This window comes from Streptomyces angustmyceticus (assembly GCF_019933235.1).
Lineage (GTDB): Bacteria > Actinomycetota > Actinomycetes > Streptomycetales > Streptomycetaceae > Streptomyces > Streptomyces angustmyceticus.
Genome location: NZ_CP082945.1, coordinates 5,991,267 through 6,007,395 on the forward strand (window position 1 = coordinate 5,991,267; position 16,129 = coordinate 6,007,395).

A 16,129-nucleotide genomic window follows, 5' to 3' on the forward strand; every position below is an offset into this window, starting at 1 on the left:
ACCGCCATGCGCGCACAACCCCTTTACCGTCACCGCCCGCCCCGTACCGGGGGTGACCTGTGATCTCCCTGTCGCTCGCCGAGATCGCGAGCATCGTCGGCGGCCGGCAGTACGACATACCGGACGACGGCCTCCGGGTGACCGGCCCGGTCGTGGCGGACTCCCGCGCGGTGTGTCCCGGCGCCCTGTTCGTGGCGTTCGCCGGTGAACGCGCCGACGGCCACGACTTCGCGCCGGGCGCCGTCGAAGCGGGCGCGGTGGCCGTGCTGGCCGCCCGCCCCGTCGGCGTCCCCGCGATCGTCGTCGACGACGTGGTCGCGGCCCTCGGGGCGCTCGCCCGCGCCGTGGTCGAGCGGCTGGGCACCACCGTCGTCGGGCTGACCGGCTCGGCCGGCAAGACCAGCACCAAGGACCTGATCGCCCAGCTGCTGCAGCGCACCGGCCCGACGGTCTGGCCGGAGGGCAACCTCAACAACGAGATCGGGCTGCCGCTGACCGCGCTGCGCGCCGATGAGACGACCCGTCACCTCGTCCTGGAGATGGGCGCCCGCGGCGTCGGCCACATCCGCTACCTCGCCGGGCTGACCCCGCCGAGGATCGGTGTGGTGCTGAACGTCGGCAGCGCGCACATCGGCGAGTTCGGCGGCCGTGAGCAGATCGCCCTGGCCAAGGGCGAACTCGTCGAGGGGCTGCCGGCGGCCGAGGACGGCGGGGTCGCGGTGCTCAACGCCGACGATCCGTACGTGCGTGCCATGGTCCCCCGCACCCGTGCCCGGACGATCCTGTTCGGCGAGGCCGAGGACGCCGCGGTACGTGCCGAGAATGTCCGGATCACGGAGGCCGGACAGCCCGCCTTCACGCTTCACACACCCTCCGGGTGCAGCGATGTGACCATGCGGCTGTACGGTGAGCACCACGTGTCGAACGCGCTCGCCGCGGCCGCCGTCGCCCATGAGTTGGGCATGCCCGCAGACGAGATCGCCACCGCGCTCTCCGAAGCCGGCACGCTCTCCCGCTGGCGGATGGAGGTCACCGAGCGCGCGGACGGCGTGACGGTCGTCAACGACGCCTACAACGCGAATCCCGAGTCCATGCGAGCGGCGCTGCGTGCGCTGGTCGCCATGGGCTCCGCCGCCAAGGCGAAGGGCGGTCGTACGTGGGCGGTGCTCGGTGAGATGGCCGAGCTCGGCGAGGACGCGCTCGCCGAACACGACGCGGTCGGGCGCCTGGTCGTCCGGCTCAACGTCAGCAAGCTCGTGGCAGTCGGCGGCAGGGAAGCGGCCTGGCTCGACATGGGCGCCAAGAACGAGGGTTCGTGGGGTGAGGAGTCGGTGCACGTGTCCGACGCGCGGGCGGCGGTCGACCTGTTGCGCAGCGAGCTGCGACCGGGAGACGTCGTGCTGGTGAAGGCGTCCAGGTCGGTGGGGCTGGAGCGGGTCGCCGCAGCATTGCTGGACGACGGAAGCACGCTGGGCGCCGCGGGCGCCGAGGGCGGAGTCGCGTCCCGATGAACTCGATGAAGCAGATCCTCTTCTCCGGAATGATCGGGCTCTTCCTGACCCTGATCGGTACCCCGCTGCTGATCAAGCTGCTGGCCAAGAAGGGGTACGGGCAGTTCATCCGCGATGACGGCCCCCGGACCCACGGCAGCAAGAAGGGCACGCCCACCATGGGCGGTATCTCCTTCATCCTGGCCACGATCATCGCCTACGCCGTGACGAAGGTGATCACCTCCAGTGATCCGAGCTTCTCCGGCGTACTGGTGCTCTTCCTCTTCGCGGGCATGGGCCTGGTCGGCTTCCTCGACGACTACATCAAGATCGTCAAGCAGCGTTCGCTGGGCCTGCGGGCCAAGGCGAAGATGGCCGGCCAGCTGATCGTCGGTATCGCCTTCGCGGTGCTCTCGCTGCAGTTCGCCGACCTGCGCGGGCAGACCCCGGCGTCCGACCGGCTCTCCTTCACCCAGGACTTCGGCTGGCAGATCGGCCCGGTGATCTTCGTGATCTGGGCGCTGTTCATGATCCTGGCGATGTCCAACGGCGTGAACCTCACCGACGGCCTCGACGGCCTCGCCACCGGCGCCTCGGTGATGGTCTTCGGCGCGTACACCTTCATCGGCATCTGGCAGCACCAGGAGTCGTGCGCCAACCAGATCACCGCCGGTCCCGCCTGTTACGAGGTCCGCGATCCGCTCGACCTCGCGGTCGTCGCCTCCGCGCTGATGGGCGCCTGCTTCGGCTTCCTGTGGTGGAACACCTCGCCCGCCAAGATCTTCATGGGCGACACCGGTTCGCTGGCCCTGGGCGGCGCGCTGGCCGGTCTGGCCATCTGCTCCCGTACGGAGCTGCTGCTGGCCATCCTCGGCGGCCTCTTCGTCCTGATCACCATGTCGGTGGTCATCCAGGTCGGCTCGTTCCGGCTCACCGGCAAGCGGGTCTTCCGGATGGCGCCGCTCCAGCACCACTTCGAACTCAAGGGGTGGTCGGAAGTCCTGGTGGTGGTCAGATTCTGGATCATCCAGGGCATGTGCGTGATCGTCGGACTCGGCATCTTCTACGGCGGCTGGCAGGCGGCCAAGTGAGCACCCCGAGCCCGGCGGACTTCGCCGGCCAGCACATCACCGTCGCCGGCCTGGGCGTGAGCGGCATCAGTGCCGCCCGCGCGCTGGCCGGCCTCGGCGCCCGCGTCACCGTCGTGGACGGCGGCGACGGGGAGAAGCAGCGGGCCGCCGCGCGGGAGCTGGCGGCGGAGGAGATCACGGTCCGCCTCGGCGACGGCGCGACCCTCCCCGAGGGGACCGACCTCGTCGTCACCTCGCCCGGCTGGAAGCCGGACAGCCCGCTGTTCGCGGCGGCCGCCGCGGCCGGGGTGGACGTGGTCGGCGACGTGGAGATCGCCTGGCGGCTGCGGGGTCCCGACGCCGCGGCCTGGCTCGGGGTCACCGGCACCAACGGCAAGACGACCACGGTCCGGATGCTGGCCTCGATCCTGGCCGCCGAAGGACTGCACACCGCGGCCGTCGGCAACATCGGCACCCCGATCATCGATGTGGTCCTCGGCCAGGGCCAGGACGGCGCGCAGCCCTACGACGTGCTCGCCGTCGAGCTCTCCAGCTACCAGCTGCACTGGGCGCCGTCGCTGCGCGCCCACTCCGCCGTGGTCCTCAACCTCGCGCCCGACCACCTCGACTGGCACGGCTCCATGCAGGCGTACGCCGCCGACAAGGGCCGGATCTACGAGGGCAACACCGTCGCCTGCGTCTACAACGCGGCCGACAAGGCGACCGAGGACCTGGTGCGCGAGGCCGACGTCGAGGAGGGCTGCCGCGCCATCGGCTTCACCCTCGGCACCCCGGGCCCCTCCCAACTGGGCGTCGTCGAGGGCATCCTCGTCGACCGCGCCTTCGTGGAGAACCGGCAGCAGCAGGCCCAGGAACTCGCCGAGGTCTCCGACATCGCGCCCGGCTCCGGGACCCCCGCCCCGCACAACATCGCCAACGCCCTCGCGGCGGCGGCGCTGGCCCGTGCGTTCGGCGTCCGGCCCGCCGCCGTCCGCGACGGACTGCGCGCCTTCCACCCGGACGCCCACCGCATCCAGCACGTCGCCGAGCTGGGCGGCGTCACCTACATCGACGACTCCAAGGCCACCAACACCCACGCCGCCGAGGCGTCGTTGGCGGCGTACGAGCACATCGTGTGGATCGCCGGCGGCCTCGCCAAGGGCGCGACCTTCGACGAGCTGGTGCAGAAGTCGGCGGCCCGGCTGCGCGGCGCGGTGCTGATCGGCGCCGATCGGGCGCTGATTCGCGAAGCCCTGGCGCGACACGCCCCCGATGTGCCGGTGGTCGACCTCGACCGGACCGACACTGGGGCGATGTCCGAGGCGGTCCGGGAAGCGGCCCGCCTGGCCGAGCCCGGCGACACCGTCCTGCTGGCTCCGGCCTGTGCCTCGATGGACATGTTCGTCAATTACAACAAGCGGGGCGAGGCCTTCGCCGACGCGGTCGGCGAGCTGACCGCACGGGATCACTAGACCGTTTCTCCCCGCCGTCGTCGTCAGCCGGCGGCGCGCGCACCTGTGGAGGGCACGAGGATGACGGCCCGATCGGCGAAGCCGGCCCCGTCGCGTCCGGGCCGCCCGTCCCCGGTGCGCGTGCCGCGCACGGCCCGCGCCCCCGGCGGCCCCCGGGGGCTCCACACCCGCCTCAAACGGGCCTGGGACCGCCCGCTGACCGCGTACTACCTGATCCTCGGCGGCAGCCTGCTGATCACCGTCCTGGGGCTGGTGATGGTCTACTCGGCGTCCCAGATCAAGGCGCTGCAGTCCGGCCTGGCCCCGACGTACTTCTTCCGCAAGCAGCTGCTCGCCGCCGTCCTGGGCGGCGGGCTGCTGCTCGCCGCCTCCCGGATGACGGTACGGCTGCACCGCACACTGGCCTACCCGCTGCTCGCCGTGTCGGTGTTCCTGATGTGCCTGGTGCAGATCCCGGGCATAGGGGTCGCGGTCAACGGCAACCAGAACTGGATCAACCTCGGCGGGCCTTTCCAGATGCAACCGAGCGAGTTCGGCAAGCTCGCGCTGGTGCTGTGGGGCGCCGACCTGCTGGCCCGCAAACAGGACAAGAGGCTGCTGGTGCAGTGGAAGCACCTGCTGGTGCCGCTGATCCCGGTGGCCTTCCTGCTGCTCGGGCTGATCATGCTCGGCGGCGACATGGGCACCGCGATCATTCTCACGGCGATCCTCTTCGGACTGCTGTGGCTGGCCGGAGCACCGACCCGGCTGTTCGTGGGGGTGCTGGGCGGCGCCACCCTGATCGGGGCGCTGCTGATCAAGACCAGCGCCAACCGGATGTCCCGGCTGGCCTGCATCGGCGCGACCGACCCGGGGCCCGGCGACCAGTGCTGGCAGGCCGTGCACGGCATCTACGCCCTGGCCTCCGGCGGATTCTTCGGTTCGGGCCTCGGCGCGAGTATGGAAAAATGGGGAGAACTCCCCGAACCGCACACCGACTTCATCTTCGCCATCACGGGGGAGGAACTGGGTCTGGCGGGGACGCTGTCGGTGCTCGCCCTCTTCGCGGCTCTAGGCTATGCGGGTATCCGCGTGGCCGGACGCACGGAGGACCCCTTCGTACGGTACGCCGCGGGAGGCGTGACCACCTGGATCACGGCCCAGGCCGTGATCAACATCGGTGCGGTGCTCGGCCTGTTGCCGATCGCCGGTGTCCCGCTCCCGCTGTTCTCCTACGGAGGCTCCGCCCTGCTGCCGACGATGTTCGCCGTCGGGCTGCTGATCGCCTTCGCGCGTGACGAGCCCGCCGCACGGGCGGCGTTGTCGGCACGGTCGGCGCGGAGGCCGGTATCCGGAAGGAGACCGGCCGGGGTGAGATGGAAGACGATGAGACGGCGCGTCAAGAAGCGGCCGTCCGGAGAGCGGTGAATTTCGGTGCATGTCGTACTCGCCGGTGGGGGGACCGCCGGCCACATCGAGCCCGCGCTCGCCCTCGCGGACGCACTGCGGAGGCAGGACCCCACCGTGGGGATCACGGCACTCGGTACGGAGAAGGGCCTGGAGACCCGGCTCGTCCCGGAACGCGGCTATGAGCTGGGTCTCATCCCCGCCGTACCGCTGCCGCGCAAGCCCACGCCCGAACTGATCACCGTCCCCGGGCGGCTGCGCGGCACGATCAAGGCCGCCGAGCAGATCCTGGAGCGCACGAAGGCGGACTGTGTCGTCGGCTTCGGCGGCTATGTGGCGCTGCCCGGCTACCTCGCCGCCAAGCGCCTCGGCGTGCCGATCATCGTCCACGAGGCCAACGCCCGCCCCGGCCTGGCCAACAAGATCGGGTCGCGGTACGCCAAGTTCGTCGCCGTCAGCACCCCCGACAGCAAGCTGCGCGGCGCCCGCTACGTCGGCATCCCGCTGCGCCGCACCATCGCCACCCTGGACCGCGCCGCGGTCCGCCCCGAGGCGCGCGCGACCTTCGGCCTCGACCCCAACCTCCCGACCCTGCTGGTGTCCGGTGGTTCGCAGGGTGCCCGCCGGCTGAACGAGGTCATCCAGGCCGCCGTGCCGGTCCTCCAGCGCGCCGGCATCCAGGTGCTGCACGCGGTCGGCCCGAAGAACGAACTGCCGCACGTGGACAACATGCCCGGGATGCCCCCCTATGTCCCGGTACCGTACGTGGACCGGATGGATCTCGCGTACGCCGCGGCCGACATGATGCTCTGCCGCGCGGGCGCGATGACCGTCGCCGAGTTGTCCGCCGTCGGGCTGCCGGCCGCGTTCGTCCCGCTGCCCATCGGCAACGGCGAGCAGCGGCTCAACGCCCAGCCGCTGGTCAACGCCGGCGGGGGCCTGCTGGTCGACGACGCCCAGCTGACCCCGGACTGGGTGCAGAACAGCGTGCTCCCCGTCCTGGCCGATCCGCACCGGCTGTACGAGATGTCCCGCGCGGCCTCCGAGTTCGGCCGCAGGGACGCCGACGAGCTGCTGGTCGGCATGGTGTACGAGGCGATCGCGCAGCGCGACAAGTAGCGCACGAGAGAAGGCAGGGGAGCGTGGCCGGACCGGCAACCGCCCGACGCGGCGAGAAGAAGTCACCGTCCGGCCCGTCCTCCGCCGCGCCACCCCGCGCACCGGGGTCGTGGCGGGCGCGCATTCCCCTTCGCGCGCCGGGCCGCCGTGGTCTGATCATCATCCTGGTCACCGCGGCGCTGCTCGGCGCGTTCGGCGTCTGGGTCCTCTACGCCTCGAACTGGCTGCGGCTGGAACGCGTCAGGGCCACCGGCACCGCCGTGCTGACGCCGCATGAGGTCGTCGCGGCGGCGCACGCCCCGATGAACGAGCCGCTGGCCTCCGTGGACACGGACGCGCTCGCGCGCCGGCTGCGCGCACGGCTGCCGCGCCTCAAGACCGTTGACGTCGAGCGGTCCTGGCCGCACACGATCGGTCTGAAAGTGACCGAAAGGAAGCCGGAACTGCTGATGCGGGCGGGCGGAAGGTTCGTCGAAGTGGACGCCGAGGGCGTCCGGTTCGCCACCGTCAGCGCCGCCCCCCGGGGCGTTCCGCTTCTGGAAATGACCGCATCCGACTCCCCGAGTCTGCACCAGTTCGGAATCGACCGGTTGCGACGGGCGGCGGTCACGGTCGCCCGGGACCTTCCCCCGGCGGTGCGTACGGACCTGCGCAAGGTCCGTGTACGGTCCTACGACGCCGTCACCCTCGAACTGACCGGCGGCCGCACGGTCGCGTGGGGCAGCCGCGAAGAGGGCGCCGAAAAGGCAAAGGTGCTGACCGCGCTGCTGAAAGCGGCGCACGACGGGCGCCACTTCGACGTCTCGGTCCCCAGTGCCCCTGCGGTGTCCGGGAGTTGACGCCCGCGGGCGCGGGCCAGCACCCTGGATGGCTACGACTATGGGTGATCACATAGGGTGAAAAGAAAAACGGGAGGTTCGGCGTGTTCGTTGAACGCGCGCGCCTTGTCGACTTAGTGTCTCGTTCCAAAGGGACTTTGGAACCAAGGAACACAGGCACAGGTAACCCTAAACTTCAACGTTAGGGTTCGGGTCGGCGATACGAACCGTCCCATCGGCATCAGTCGGCGTCCACACGCACGTGCGGCGACGACACGTAACTCGAGGCGAGAGGCCTTCGACGTGGCAGCACCGCAGAACTACCTCGCAGTCATCAAGGTCGTCGGCATCGGCGGCGGTGGCGTGAACGCCATCAACCGGATGATCGAGGTCGGGCTCAAGGGCGTCGAGTTCATCGCGATCAACACCGATGCGCAGGCGCTGCTGATGAGCGACGCCGACGTCAAGCTCGACGTCGGCCGCGAAATGACGCGCGGACTCGGCGCCGGCGCCAACCCGGATGTGGGTCGGAAGGCGGCCGAGGACCACCGCGAGGAGATCGAGGAGGTCCTCAAGGGGGCCGACATGGTCTTCGTGACCGCGGGCGAGGGCGGCGGCACCGGCACCGGCGGCGCACCCGTCGTCGCCAACATCGCCCGCTCGCTGGGCGCCCTGACGATCGGCGTGGTCACCCGGCCGTTCACCTTCGAGGGCCGCCGCCGCGCCAACCAGGCCGAGGACGGCATCGCGCAGCTGCGCGAAGAGGTCGACACCCTCATCGTGATCCCCAACGACCGGCTGCTGTCCATCTCGGACCGCCAGGTGAGCGTGCTCGACGCGTTCAAGTCCGCGGACCAGGTGCTGCTGTCGGGTGTCCAGGGCATCACCGACCTGATCACCACACCGGGTCTGATCAACCTCGACTTCGCCGACGTCAAGTCCGTGATGTCGGAGGCCGGTTCCGCACTCATGGGGATCGGCTCGGCACGCGGCGACGACCGCGCGGTGGCGGCGGCGGAGATGGCGATCTCCTCGCCGCTCCTGGAGGCCTCCATCGACGGCGCCCGCGGGGTGCTGCTCTCCATCTCCGGCGGCTCCGACCTCGGTCTCTTCGAGATCAACGAGGCCGCCCAGCTGGTCAGCGAGGCCGCGCACCCGGAAGCCAACATCATCTTCGGTGCGGTCATCGACGACGCGCTGGGCGACGAGGTGCGGGTGACGGTCATCGCCGCGGGCTTCGACGGCGGCCAGCCGCCGGCCCGCCGCGACGCCCAGTCGGCACTGTCGTCCCCGAAGCGCGAGGAGCCGGCCGCCCCGGCCCCGAGCCGTCCGGCCACCCCGCCGGAGCCGCGTTCGTCGTCCTTCGGCGGACTGGGTGCGGTGCCCGTGCGCGACGAGGAGCCGGCCCCGGCCGAGTCCCCGGCGCTGGGCGAGGTCCCCTCGTCCCCGGCGAGCACGCCGCAGGTTCCCCCGGCCCGTCCGTACTCGGACTCCGCGGCCGAGGAACTCGACGTCCCCGACTTCCTGAAGTGACGTAAAGCACCGAAGTGATAGGGCAACAGCACCACGAGAGCGGCGCGCACTTCGCCTTCACCGACAGGTGGGGCGGGGTGAGCGCCGCTCCGTACGATCAGCTCAACCTGGGCGGCGCGGTCGGCGACGACCCGCGGGCGGTACGCGCCAACCGTGCGCGGGCCGCCGCGGAACTCGGTCTCGACCCGGCCGCGGTGGTCTGGATGAACCAGGTGCACGGCCGGGACGTCGCGGTGGTCGACGGACCGTGGCACGGCGACGAGGTCCCCGGGGTCGACGCGGTGGTGACGGACCGCCGGGGGCTCGCGCTCGCCGTGCTGACCGCCGACTGCACCCCGGTCCTGCTGGCCGATCCGGTCGCCGGGATCGCGGGGGCCGCGCACGCCGGCCGGCCCGGTCTGGTCGCCGGGGTCGTCCCGGCGGTCGTCGAGGCCATGGTGAAGCGGGGGGCGGTGCCGGAGCGGATCGTCGCGCACACCGGACCGGCGATCTGCGGACGGTGCTACGAGGTGCCCGAGGCGATGCGGTCCGATGTCGCCGCGGTGGTGCCCGAGGCCCGTGCGACGACCCGTTGGGGTACTCCCGCGGTGGACGTCACCGCAGGTGTGCGGGCCCAACTCGCCGCGGCGGGCGTACCGGTGCGTGACGATTCCCACATCTGCACTCGCGAATCCGCCGACCATTTCTCTTACCGGCGCGACCGTACGACGGGACGGCTCGCGAGCTATGTATGGCTCGGGGAGACCCCCGGCCCGCGGCTGGGGGAGGCCGAGCTGTGACGGACGACCGCAAGACGCAACTGGCCGAGAACCTGGACCGGGTGGAGGAACGTATCTCCGCCGCCTGCGCCCGGGCCGGCCGGGCGCGCGACGAGGTGACCCTGATCGTGGTCACCAAGACCTACCCGGCGAGCGACGTCCGGTTGCTCGCGGAGCTCGGGGTGCGGCAGGTCGCGGAGAACCGCGACCAGGAGGCGGCACCCAAGGCCGCGGAATGTGCTGATGTGCCGCTTACTTGGCACTTCGTCGGTCAACTGCAGACGAACAAGGTGCGCTCTGTGGCCGGTTATGCCGGAATTGTTCAATCGGTCGACCGGGCCCGGCTCGTCACCGCGCTCTCCAAGGAGGCGGTGCGTGCCGGGCGCGAACTGGGGTGCCTGATCCAGGTGGCGCTCGACGCGGAGGCGGGCGAGCGGGGCGAGCGCGGCGGGGTGGCGCCCGACGGGGTCGAGGCGCTCGCCGAGGCGGTCGCCGGGGCCCAAGGTCTGCGGCTGGACGGTGTGATGACCGTCGCGCCGCTTGCCGGGCCCTACGCGGGACGTGAACTCGCCGCTTTCGAGCGGCTCATGGAAATCTCATCCGACCTGCGCGCGGCTCATCCTGCTGCCACCATGGTGTCCGCAGGCATGAGCGCGGACCTCGAAGAGGCCGTGGCGGCCGGGGCGACACATGTGCGCGTCGGCACTGCGGTACTCGGAGTCCGACCACGGCTCCGGTAACGTCGCCAAGCAAGTCGGACCACAGCACAAAATATGGTCATTACCGCAAAAAGCGGGCAGGCCGCGTGGATCCAAGGCCCCTGGTGACGGAGCCGATCCACCACAGAGCGGAGGACGCAGAGAATGGCCGGCGCGATGCGCAAGATGGCGGTCTACCTCGGCCTCGTGGAGGACGATGGGTACGACGGCCGGGGGTTCGACCCCGATGACGAGTTCGAGCCCGAGCTTGATCCGGAGCCCGACCGGGGGCGGCGTCAACAGCACCCAGTGCAGGCCGAAATTCCCCCCGAAAGGGAGGAACCCGTCCGCGCCGTGACACCTCCGGCGCAACGTGAACCGGCCCCGCTCACCGCGGAAAACGGACGACCCGCGCGAATCGCCCCCGTGGCATCCATCACACCCGAACGTCCAAATCTGGAGAAGAACGCACCGGTGATCATGCCCAAGGTTGTGTCCGAGCGGGAGCCCTACCGCATCACCACGCTGCACCCGCGGACCTACAACGAAGCCCGTACCATCGGGGAACACTTCCGTGAGGGCACTCCGGTGATCATGAATCTCACGGAGATGGACGACACCGACGCGAAGCGACTTGTCGACTTTGCGGCCGGTTTGGTGTTTGGTCTTCACGGCAGCATCGAGCGGGTGACGCAGAAGGTGTTCCTGTTGTCGCCTGCTAACGTCGATGTCACGGCGGAGGACAAGGCCCGCATCGCAGAGGGCGGGTTCTTCAACCAGAGCTGAGACGCACCACCGGGCACACCGCGGCCGTGAGGCCAACACAGGAGCAAGGCAAGGGGAGAGGGACAGCGCGAGATGAGTGTCTTTGGTCAGGTGATCTACATCGCGCTCTCCTGCTACCTGATCGTGTTGATCTTCCGGCTGGTGATGGACTATGTCTTCCAGTTCGCCCGTTCATGGCAACCCGGCAAGGCGATGGTGGTCATTCTTGAGGCCGCCTACACTGTCACTGATCCGCCACTCAAGCTTCTGCGGCGGGTAATTCCGCCGCTGCGTCTCGGGGGCGTGGCGCTCGACCTGTCCTTCTTCGTATTGATGATCATCGTGTACATCCTGATCACCGTCGTGAGGTCGGTGTTGTTGGTGTGAACGATACGGTCTTGCCGATTGCCGACGACTACGTTGAGGTGAAGTAGAGATGCCGTTGACCCCCGAGGACGTGCGGAACAAGCAGTTCACGACCGTCCGCCTCCGAGAAGGCTATGACGAGGACGAGGTCGATGCCTTCCTCGATGAGGTCGAAGCCGAACTGACCCGGCTCCTGCGGGAGAACGAGGACCTTCGCGCCAAGCTGGCCGCCGCCACCCGCGCCGCGGCGCAGAACCAGCAGCAGCAGGGACTGCGCAAGGGACCCGACCAGCAGCAGGACCAGCAGCAGCAGCGGCCCGGGGCTCCGGTGCCCGCCGCCATATCCGGTCCGCAGCCGGTGCCGCCGCAGCAGCAGGGGATGGGTGGACCTCCCCAACTGCCCGGTGGAGCACCTCAGCTGCCTCCTGGTCCCGGTGGCCACGGCCCCGGCCCGCAGGGCCCGCACGGCCCCGGTCCGATGGGTCCCGGCGGTCCGATGGGCGGCCCGATGGGCGGCCCCGGCGGACCGCAGCTGCCGCAGGCCGCTCAGCAGGGCGGCCCCGGCGGTGACAGCGCCGCGCGCGTGCTGTCGCTGGCACAGCAGACCGCCGACCAGGCGATCGCGGAGGCCCGTTCCGAGGCCAACAAGATCGTCGGCGAGGCGCGCAGCCGTGCCGAGGGCCTGGAGCGGGACGCCCGCGCCAAGGCCGACGCGCTGGAGCGGGACGCGCAGGAGAAGCACCGCGTGGCGATGGGCTCGCTGGAGTCGGCCCGCGCGACGCTGGAGCGCAAGGTCGAGGACCTGCGCGGCTTCGAGCGCGAGTACCGCACGCGGCTGAAGTCGTACCTGGAGAGCCAGCTGCGTCAGCTGGAGAACCAGGCCGACGACTCGCTGGCCCCGCCGCGGACCCCGGCGACCGCTTCGCTGCCGCCGTCCCCGTCGATGGCGTCGGCCGGTGCCGGCACCATGGGCGGCAACCACACCATGGGTGGCGGCCAGCAGATGGGCGGCAACCACTCCATGGCCGGTCAGTCCAACGGTGGTCCGTCCTACGGCGGCGGTCAGCAGCAGATGTCGCCGGCGATGACCCAGCCGATGGCTCCGGTGCGGCCGCAGAGCCCGCAGCCGATGCAGCAGACGCCGTCGCCGATGCGCGGCTTCCTCATCGACGAGGACGACAACTGACGTCCGCGTAGCGCGCATCGTCGGCAATCAGGGCCGGGCCCCGAGGGAACATTCCTTCGGGGCCCGGCCCTTTTGTGTGTACCTGTCCGCGGGGGCGTGCGGTGTCGGCGGGACGGCGAAGCCCCCCGGCGCGGGCTGCGCCGGGGGGCTTCGGGGGACGTGGTGACTACGCCTTGCGCAGCTGGAACGTCAGGGACAGGCTCTCGTCGGTGAACGCGGAGCCGTAGGTTCCGTCGCCCTCGCCGGGGGCGAAGTCGTCGGCGAGGACCTCGTCGGCGATCAGGCCGGCGTGGTCGGCCAGTGCCGTGCGGACCTCCTCGTCGGTGGACCGCCAGCGCAGCGCGATGCGGTCGGCGACGTCCAGGCCGCTGTTCTTGCGGGCCTCCTGGATCAGCCGGATCGCGTCCCGGGCCAGGCCCGCCCGCCGCAGCTCCGGGGTGATCTCCAGGTCGAGGGCGACCGTGGCGCCGGCGTCGGAGGCCACCGACCAGCCCTCGCGCGGGGTCTCGGTGATGATCACCTCGTCGGGCGCGAGCGAGACGGTCTCGCCGTCGACCTCGACACTCGCCGTGCCGTCGCGCAGCGCGAGCGAGAGGGCCGCGGCGTCCGCGGCGGCGACGGCCTTGGCGACCGCCTGGACGCCCTTGCCGAACCGCTTGCCGAGGGCACGGAAGTTCGCCTTCGCGGTGGTGTCGACGAGCGAGCCGCCCACCTCGGACAGCGAGGCCAGCGAGCTGACGTTGAGCTCCTCGGTGATCTGCGCGCGCAGGTCCTCGGGCAGGCCGGCGAAGCCGTGGGCCGCCACCAGCGCACGGGACAGCGGCTGGCGGGTCTTCACCCCCGACTCGGCGCGGGTGGCGCGGCCCAGCTCGACCAGCCGCCGCACCAGCTGCATCTGGCCGGACAGCGCCGGGTCGATGAGCGCGCGGTCGGGGGCCGGCCAACTGGAGAGGTGCACCGACCCCGGGGCCTCCGGGGCGACCGGGACGACCAGGTCCTGCCAGACCCGTTCGGTGATGAACGGGGTGATCGGGGCCATGAGGCGGGTGACGGTCTCGATGACCTCGTGGAGGGTGCGCAGCGCGGCGGCGTCGCCCTGCCAGAAGCGGCGGCGGGAGCGGCGGACATACCAGTTGGAGAGGTCGTCGACGAAAGTCGACAGCAGCTTGCCGGCCCGCTGGGTGTCGAACGCCTCCAGGGACTCGGTGACCTGCTCGACCAGGGTGTTCAGCTCGCCGAGCAGCCAGCGGTCCAGCAGCGGGCGGTCGGCCGGGGCCGGGTCGGCCGCGGACGGCGCCCAGCCGGACGTACGGGCGTACAGCGCCTGGAAGGCGACGGTGTTCCAGTACGTCAGCAGGGTCTTGCGGACGACTTCCTGGATGGTGCCGTGGCCGACCCGGCGCGCGGCCCAGGGGGAGCCGCCGGCGGCCATGAACCAGCGGACCGCGTCGGCGCCGTGCTGGTCCATGAGCGGGATCGGCTGGAGGGTGTTGCCCAGGTGCTTGGACATCTTCCGGCCGTCCTCGGCGAGGATGTGACCGAGGCAGACCACGTTCTCGTACGAGGACTTGTCGAAGACGAGGGTGCCGACCGCCATCAGCGTGTAGAACCAGCCGCGGGTCTGGTCGATGGCCTCGGAGATGAACTGCGCCGGGTAGCGCTTCTCGAACAGCTCCTTGTTGCGGTACGGGTAGCCCCACTGTGCGAACGGCATCGAGCCGGAGTCGTACCAGGCGTCGATGACCTCGGGGACGCGGGTGGCGGTGAGTGTGCAGCCCTCGTGGGAGCAGGTGAAGGTGACCGCGTCGATGTACGGGCGGTGCGGGTCCAGGCCGGACTGGTCGGTGCCGGTCAGCTCGGTGAGCTCGGCGAGCGACCCGACGCAGGTGAGGTGGCCCTCCTCGCAGCGCCAGAGGGGCAGCGGGGTGCCCCAGTAGCGGTTGCGGGACAGCGCCCAGTCGATGTTGTTGGTGAGCCAGTCGCCGAAGCGGCCGTGCTTGACCGACTCGGGGAACCAGTTGGTGTTCTCGTTCTCCCGCAGCAGGGCGTCCTTGACCGCGGTGGTGCGGATGTACCACGACGGCTGGGCGTAGTAGAGCAGCGCGGTGTGGCAGCGCCAGCAGTGCGGGTAGCTGTGCTCGTAGGCGAGGTGGCGGAAGAGCAGGCCGCGGGCGTCGAGGTCGGCGACCAGTGTCTCGTCGGCCTTCTTGAAGAACTGGCCGCCCACCAGGCGGAGTTCCTCCTCGAACGTGCCGTCCGGGCGGACCGGGTTGATCACCGGCAGGCCGTACGCCTTGCAGGTCCTGAGGTCGTCCTCACCGAAGGCCGGGGCCTGGTGGACGAGGCCGGTGCCGTCGTCGGTGGTGACGTACTCGGCGTTGACGACGATGTTGGCGCCGTCCAGCTCGACGAGGTCGAAGGGGCGCTCGTAGGCCCAGCGCTCCATCTCGCGGCCGGTGAAGGACTCGCCGGTGGCGGTCCAGCCCTCGCCGAGGGCCTTCTCCAGCAGCGGCTCGGCGACGACCAGCCGCTCGCTGCCGTCGGTGGCGACGACGTAGGTGACGTCGGGGTGGGCGGCGACGGCGGTGTTGGAGACCAGGGTCCAGGGGGTGGTCGTCCAGATGAGCAGCGCGGCCCGGCCGGCCAGCGGGCCGGAGGTCAGCGGGAGGCGGACGAAGACCGAGGGGTCGACGACGTTCTCGTAGCCCTGCGCCAGCTCGTGGTCCGACAGGCCGGTGCCGCAGCGCGGGCACCAGGGGGCGACACGGTGGTCCTGGACCAGCAGGCCCTTGGAGAAGATCTCCTTCAGCGACCACCACACCGACTCGATGTAGTCGGGGTCCATCGTGCGGTACGGGGCGTCCAGGTCGGTCCAGTAGCCCATACGGGTCGTGAGCTCGGCGAAGGCGTCGGTGTGGCGGGTCACCGACTCGCGGCACTTGGCGTTGAACTCGGCGATGCCGTACGCCTCGATGTCCTTCTTGCCGCTGAAGCCCAGCTCCTTCTCCACGGCCAGCTCGACCGGGAGGCCGTGGCAGTCCCAGCCGGCCTTGCGGTCGACGTGGTAGCCCTGCATCGTGCGGAACCGGGGGAAGACGTCCTTGAAGACGCGCGCCTCGATGTGGTGCGCGCCGGGCATGCCGTTGGCGGTCGGGGGGCCCTCGTAGAAGACCCACTCGGGCCGGCCCTCGGACTGCTGGAGGGTGCGGGCGAAGACCTTCTGCTCCTGCCAGAACTCGAGCACGGCGTGCTCGAGGGCGGGGAGGTCTACCTGGGCGGGTACCTGGCGGTACTGGGGCTGCGGACTCATCGGGGGCTTCCTCCGGCGGACACCTGCTGCGTTCTCCGTCCGGAGGGACGAGAGCCTGCGCTCCCGCGGTACCACCCTCCTTGGCGGTGCCGCTGCACCGCCCCCTCATTGGGGTCGCGCTGCCGGTTCTAATCGCCCTGGGCGGCCCGAGGCCCGTG

General features: G+C 70.8%; 13 protein-coding genes. 12 read left to right on the forward strand and 1 reads right to left on the reverse strand.

Going from position 1 to position 16,129, the window contains the following annotated elements; translation table 11 throughout:
- The first annotated feature begins 59 nt into the window (after window positions 1-59).
- From K7396_RS26750 to K7396_RS26805, 12 genes are all read left to right on the forward strand, one after another.
- Window positions 60-1,511 carry a UDP-N-acetylmuramoyl-tripeptide--D-alanyl-D-alanine ligase gene (locus tag K7396_RS26750; protein ID WP_086719199.1) on the forward strand — a complete coding sequence of 484 codons (1,452 nt, stop codon included), beginning with the start codon at window positions 60-62 and terminating at the stop codon, window positions 1,509-1,511.
- Between the two features lie 5 nt (window positions 1,512-1,516).
- The gene (mraY, locus tag K7396_RS26755; protein ID WP_086719201.1) at window positions 1,517-2,581 is read left to right on the forward strand and encodes a phospho-N-acetylmuramoyl-pentapeptide-transferase; all 1,065 of its coding nucleotides are present in this window, start codon (window positions 1,517-1,519) and stop codon (window positions 2,579-2,581) included.
- Window positions 2,578-4,032, forward strand: a complete 1,455-nt coding sequence (murD, locus tag K7396_RS26760) for a UDP-N-acetylmuramoyl-L-alanine--D-glutamate ligase (RefSeq protein WP_086719198.1) — start codon at window positions 2,578-2,580, stop codon at window positions 4,030-4,032. The genes mraY and murD overlap by 4 nt, the downstream gene beginning before the upstream one ends.
- 60 nt (window positions 4,033-4,092) lie before the next feature.
- Window positions 4,093-5,439, forward strand: a complete 1,347-nt coding sequence (gene ftsW, locus K7396_RS26765) for a putative lipid II flippase FtsW (protein ID WP_086719197.1) — start codon at window positions 4,093-4,095, stop codon at window positions 5,437-5,439.
- Window positions 5,440-5,445: 6 nt separating this feature from the next.
- A complete protein-coding gene (gene murG, locus K7396_RS26770) occupies window positions 5,446-6,537 on the forward strand; it encodes an undecaprenyldiphospho-muramoylpentapeptide beta-N-acetylglucosaminyltransferase (RefSeq protein ID WP_086719196.1) in 1,092 nt (363 codons plus the stop codon).
- 23 nt (window positions 6,538-6,560) lie between these two features.
- Entirely contained in the window at window positions 6,561-7,376 is an 816-nt protein-coding gene (locus K7396_RS26775; RefSeq protein ID WP_086719195.1) for a cell division protein FtsQ/DivIB, read from the forward strand.
- A 282-nt stretch (window positions 7,377-7,658) separates the two neighbouring features.
- Complete coding sequence (ftsZ, locus tag K7396_RS26780) at window positions 7,659-8,888, forward strand: cell division protein FtsZ (RefSeq protein ID WP_086719194.1); 1,230 nt, start codon at window positions 7,659-7,661, stop codon at window positions 8,886-8,888.
- Between the two features lie 14 nt (window positions 8,889-8,902).
- The gene (gene pgeF, locus K7396_RS26785) at window positions 8,903-9,667 is read left to right on the forward strand and encodes a peptidoglycan editing factor PgeF (protein WP_086719193.1); all 765 of its coding nucleotides are present in this window, start codon (window positions 8,903-8,905) and stop codon (window positions 9,665-9,667) included.
- Window positions 9,619-10,386, forward strand: coding sequence for a YggS family pyridoxal phosphate-dependent enzyme (locus tag K7396_RS26790; protein WP_086719192.1), 768 nt, complete (start codon window positions 9,619-9,621; stop codon window positions 10,384-10,386). Before pgeF ends, K7396_RS26790 begins: the two co-directional genes overlap by 49 nt.
- Window positions 10,387-10,509: 123 nt before the next feature.
- On the forward strand, window positions 10,510-11,130 hold the full coding sequence (locus K7396_RS26795; RefSeq protein ID WP_086719191.1) for a cell division protein SepF: 621 nt from the start codon (window positions 10,510-10,512) through the stop codon (window positions 11,128-11,130).
- Between the two features lie 72 nt (window positions 11,131-11,202).
- Complete coding sequence (locus K7396_RS26800) at window positions 11,203-11,496, forward strand: YggT family protein (protein ID WP_086719190.1); 294 nt, start codon at window positions 11,203-11,205, stop codon at window positions 11,494-11,496.
- Between the two features lie 49 nt (window positions 11,497-11,545).
- Complete coding sequence (locus tag K7396_RS26805) at window positions 11,546-12,661, forward strand: DivIVA domain-containing protein (RefSeq protein WP_086719189.1); 1,116 nt, start codon at window positions 11,546-11,548, stop codon at window positions 12,659-12,661.
- A gap of 166 nt (window positions 12,662-12,827) precedes the next feature.
- Here the strand turns inward: K7396_RS26805 and ileS are convergent, their stop codons facing one another.
- Entirely contained in the window at window positions 12,828-15,971 is a 3,144-nt protein-coding gene (gene ileS / locus K7396_RS26810) for an isoleucine--tRNA ligase (RefSeq protein ID WP_086719188.1), read from the reverse strand.
- Window positions 15,972-16,129: the final 158 nt, after the last annotated feature.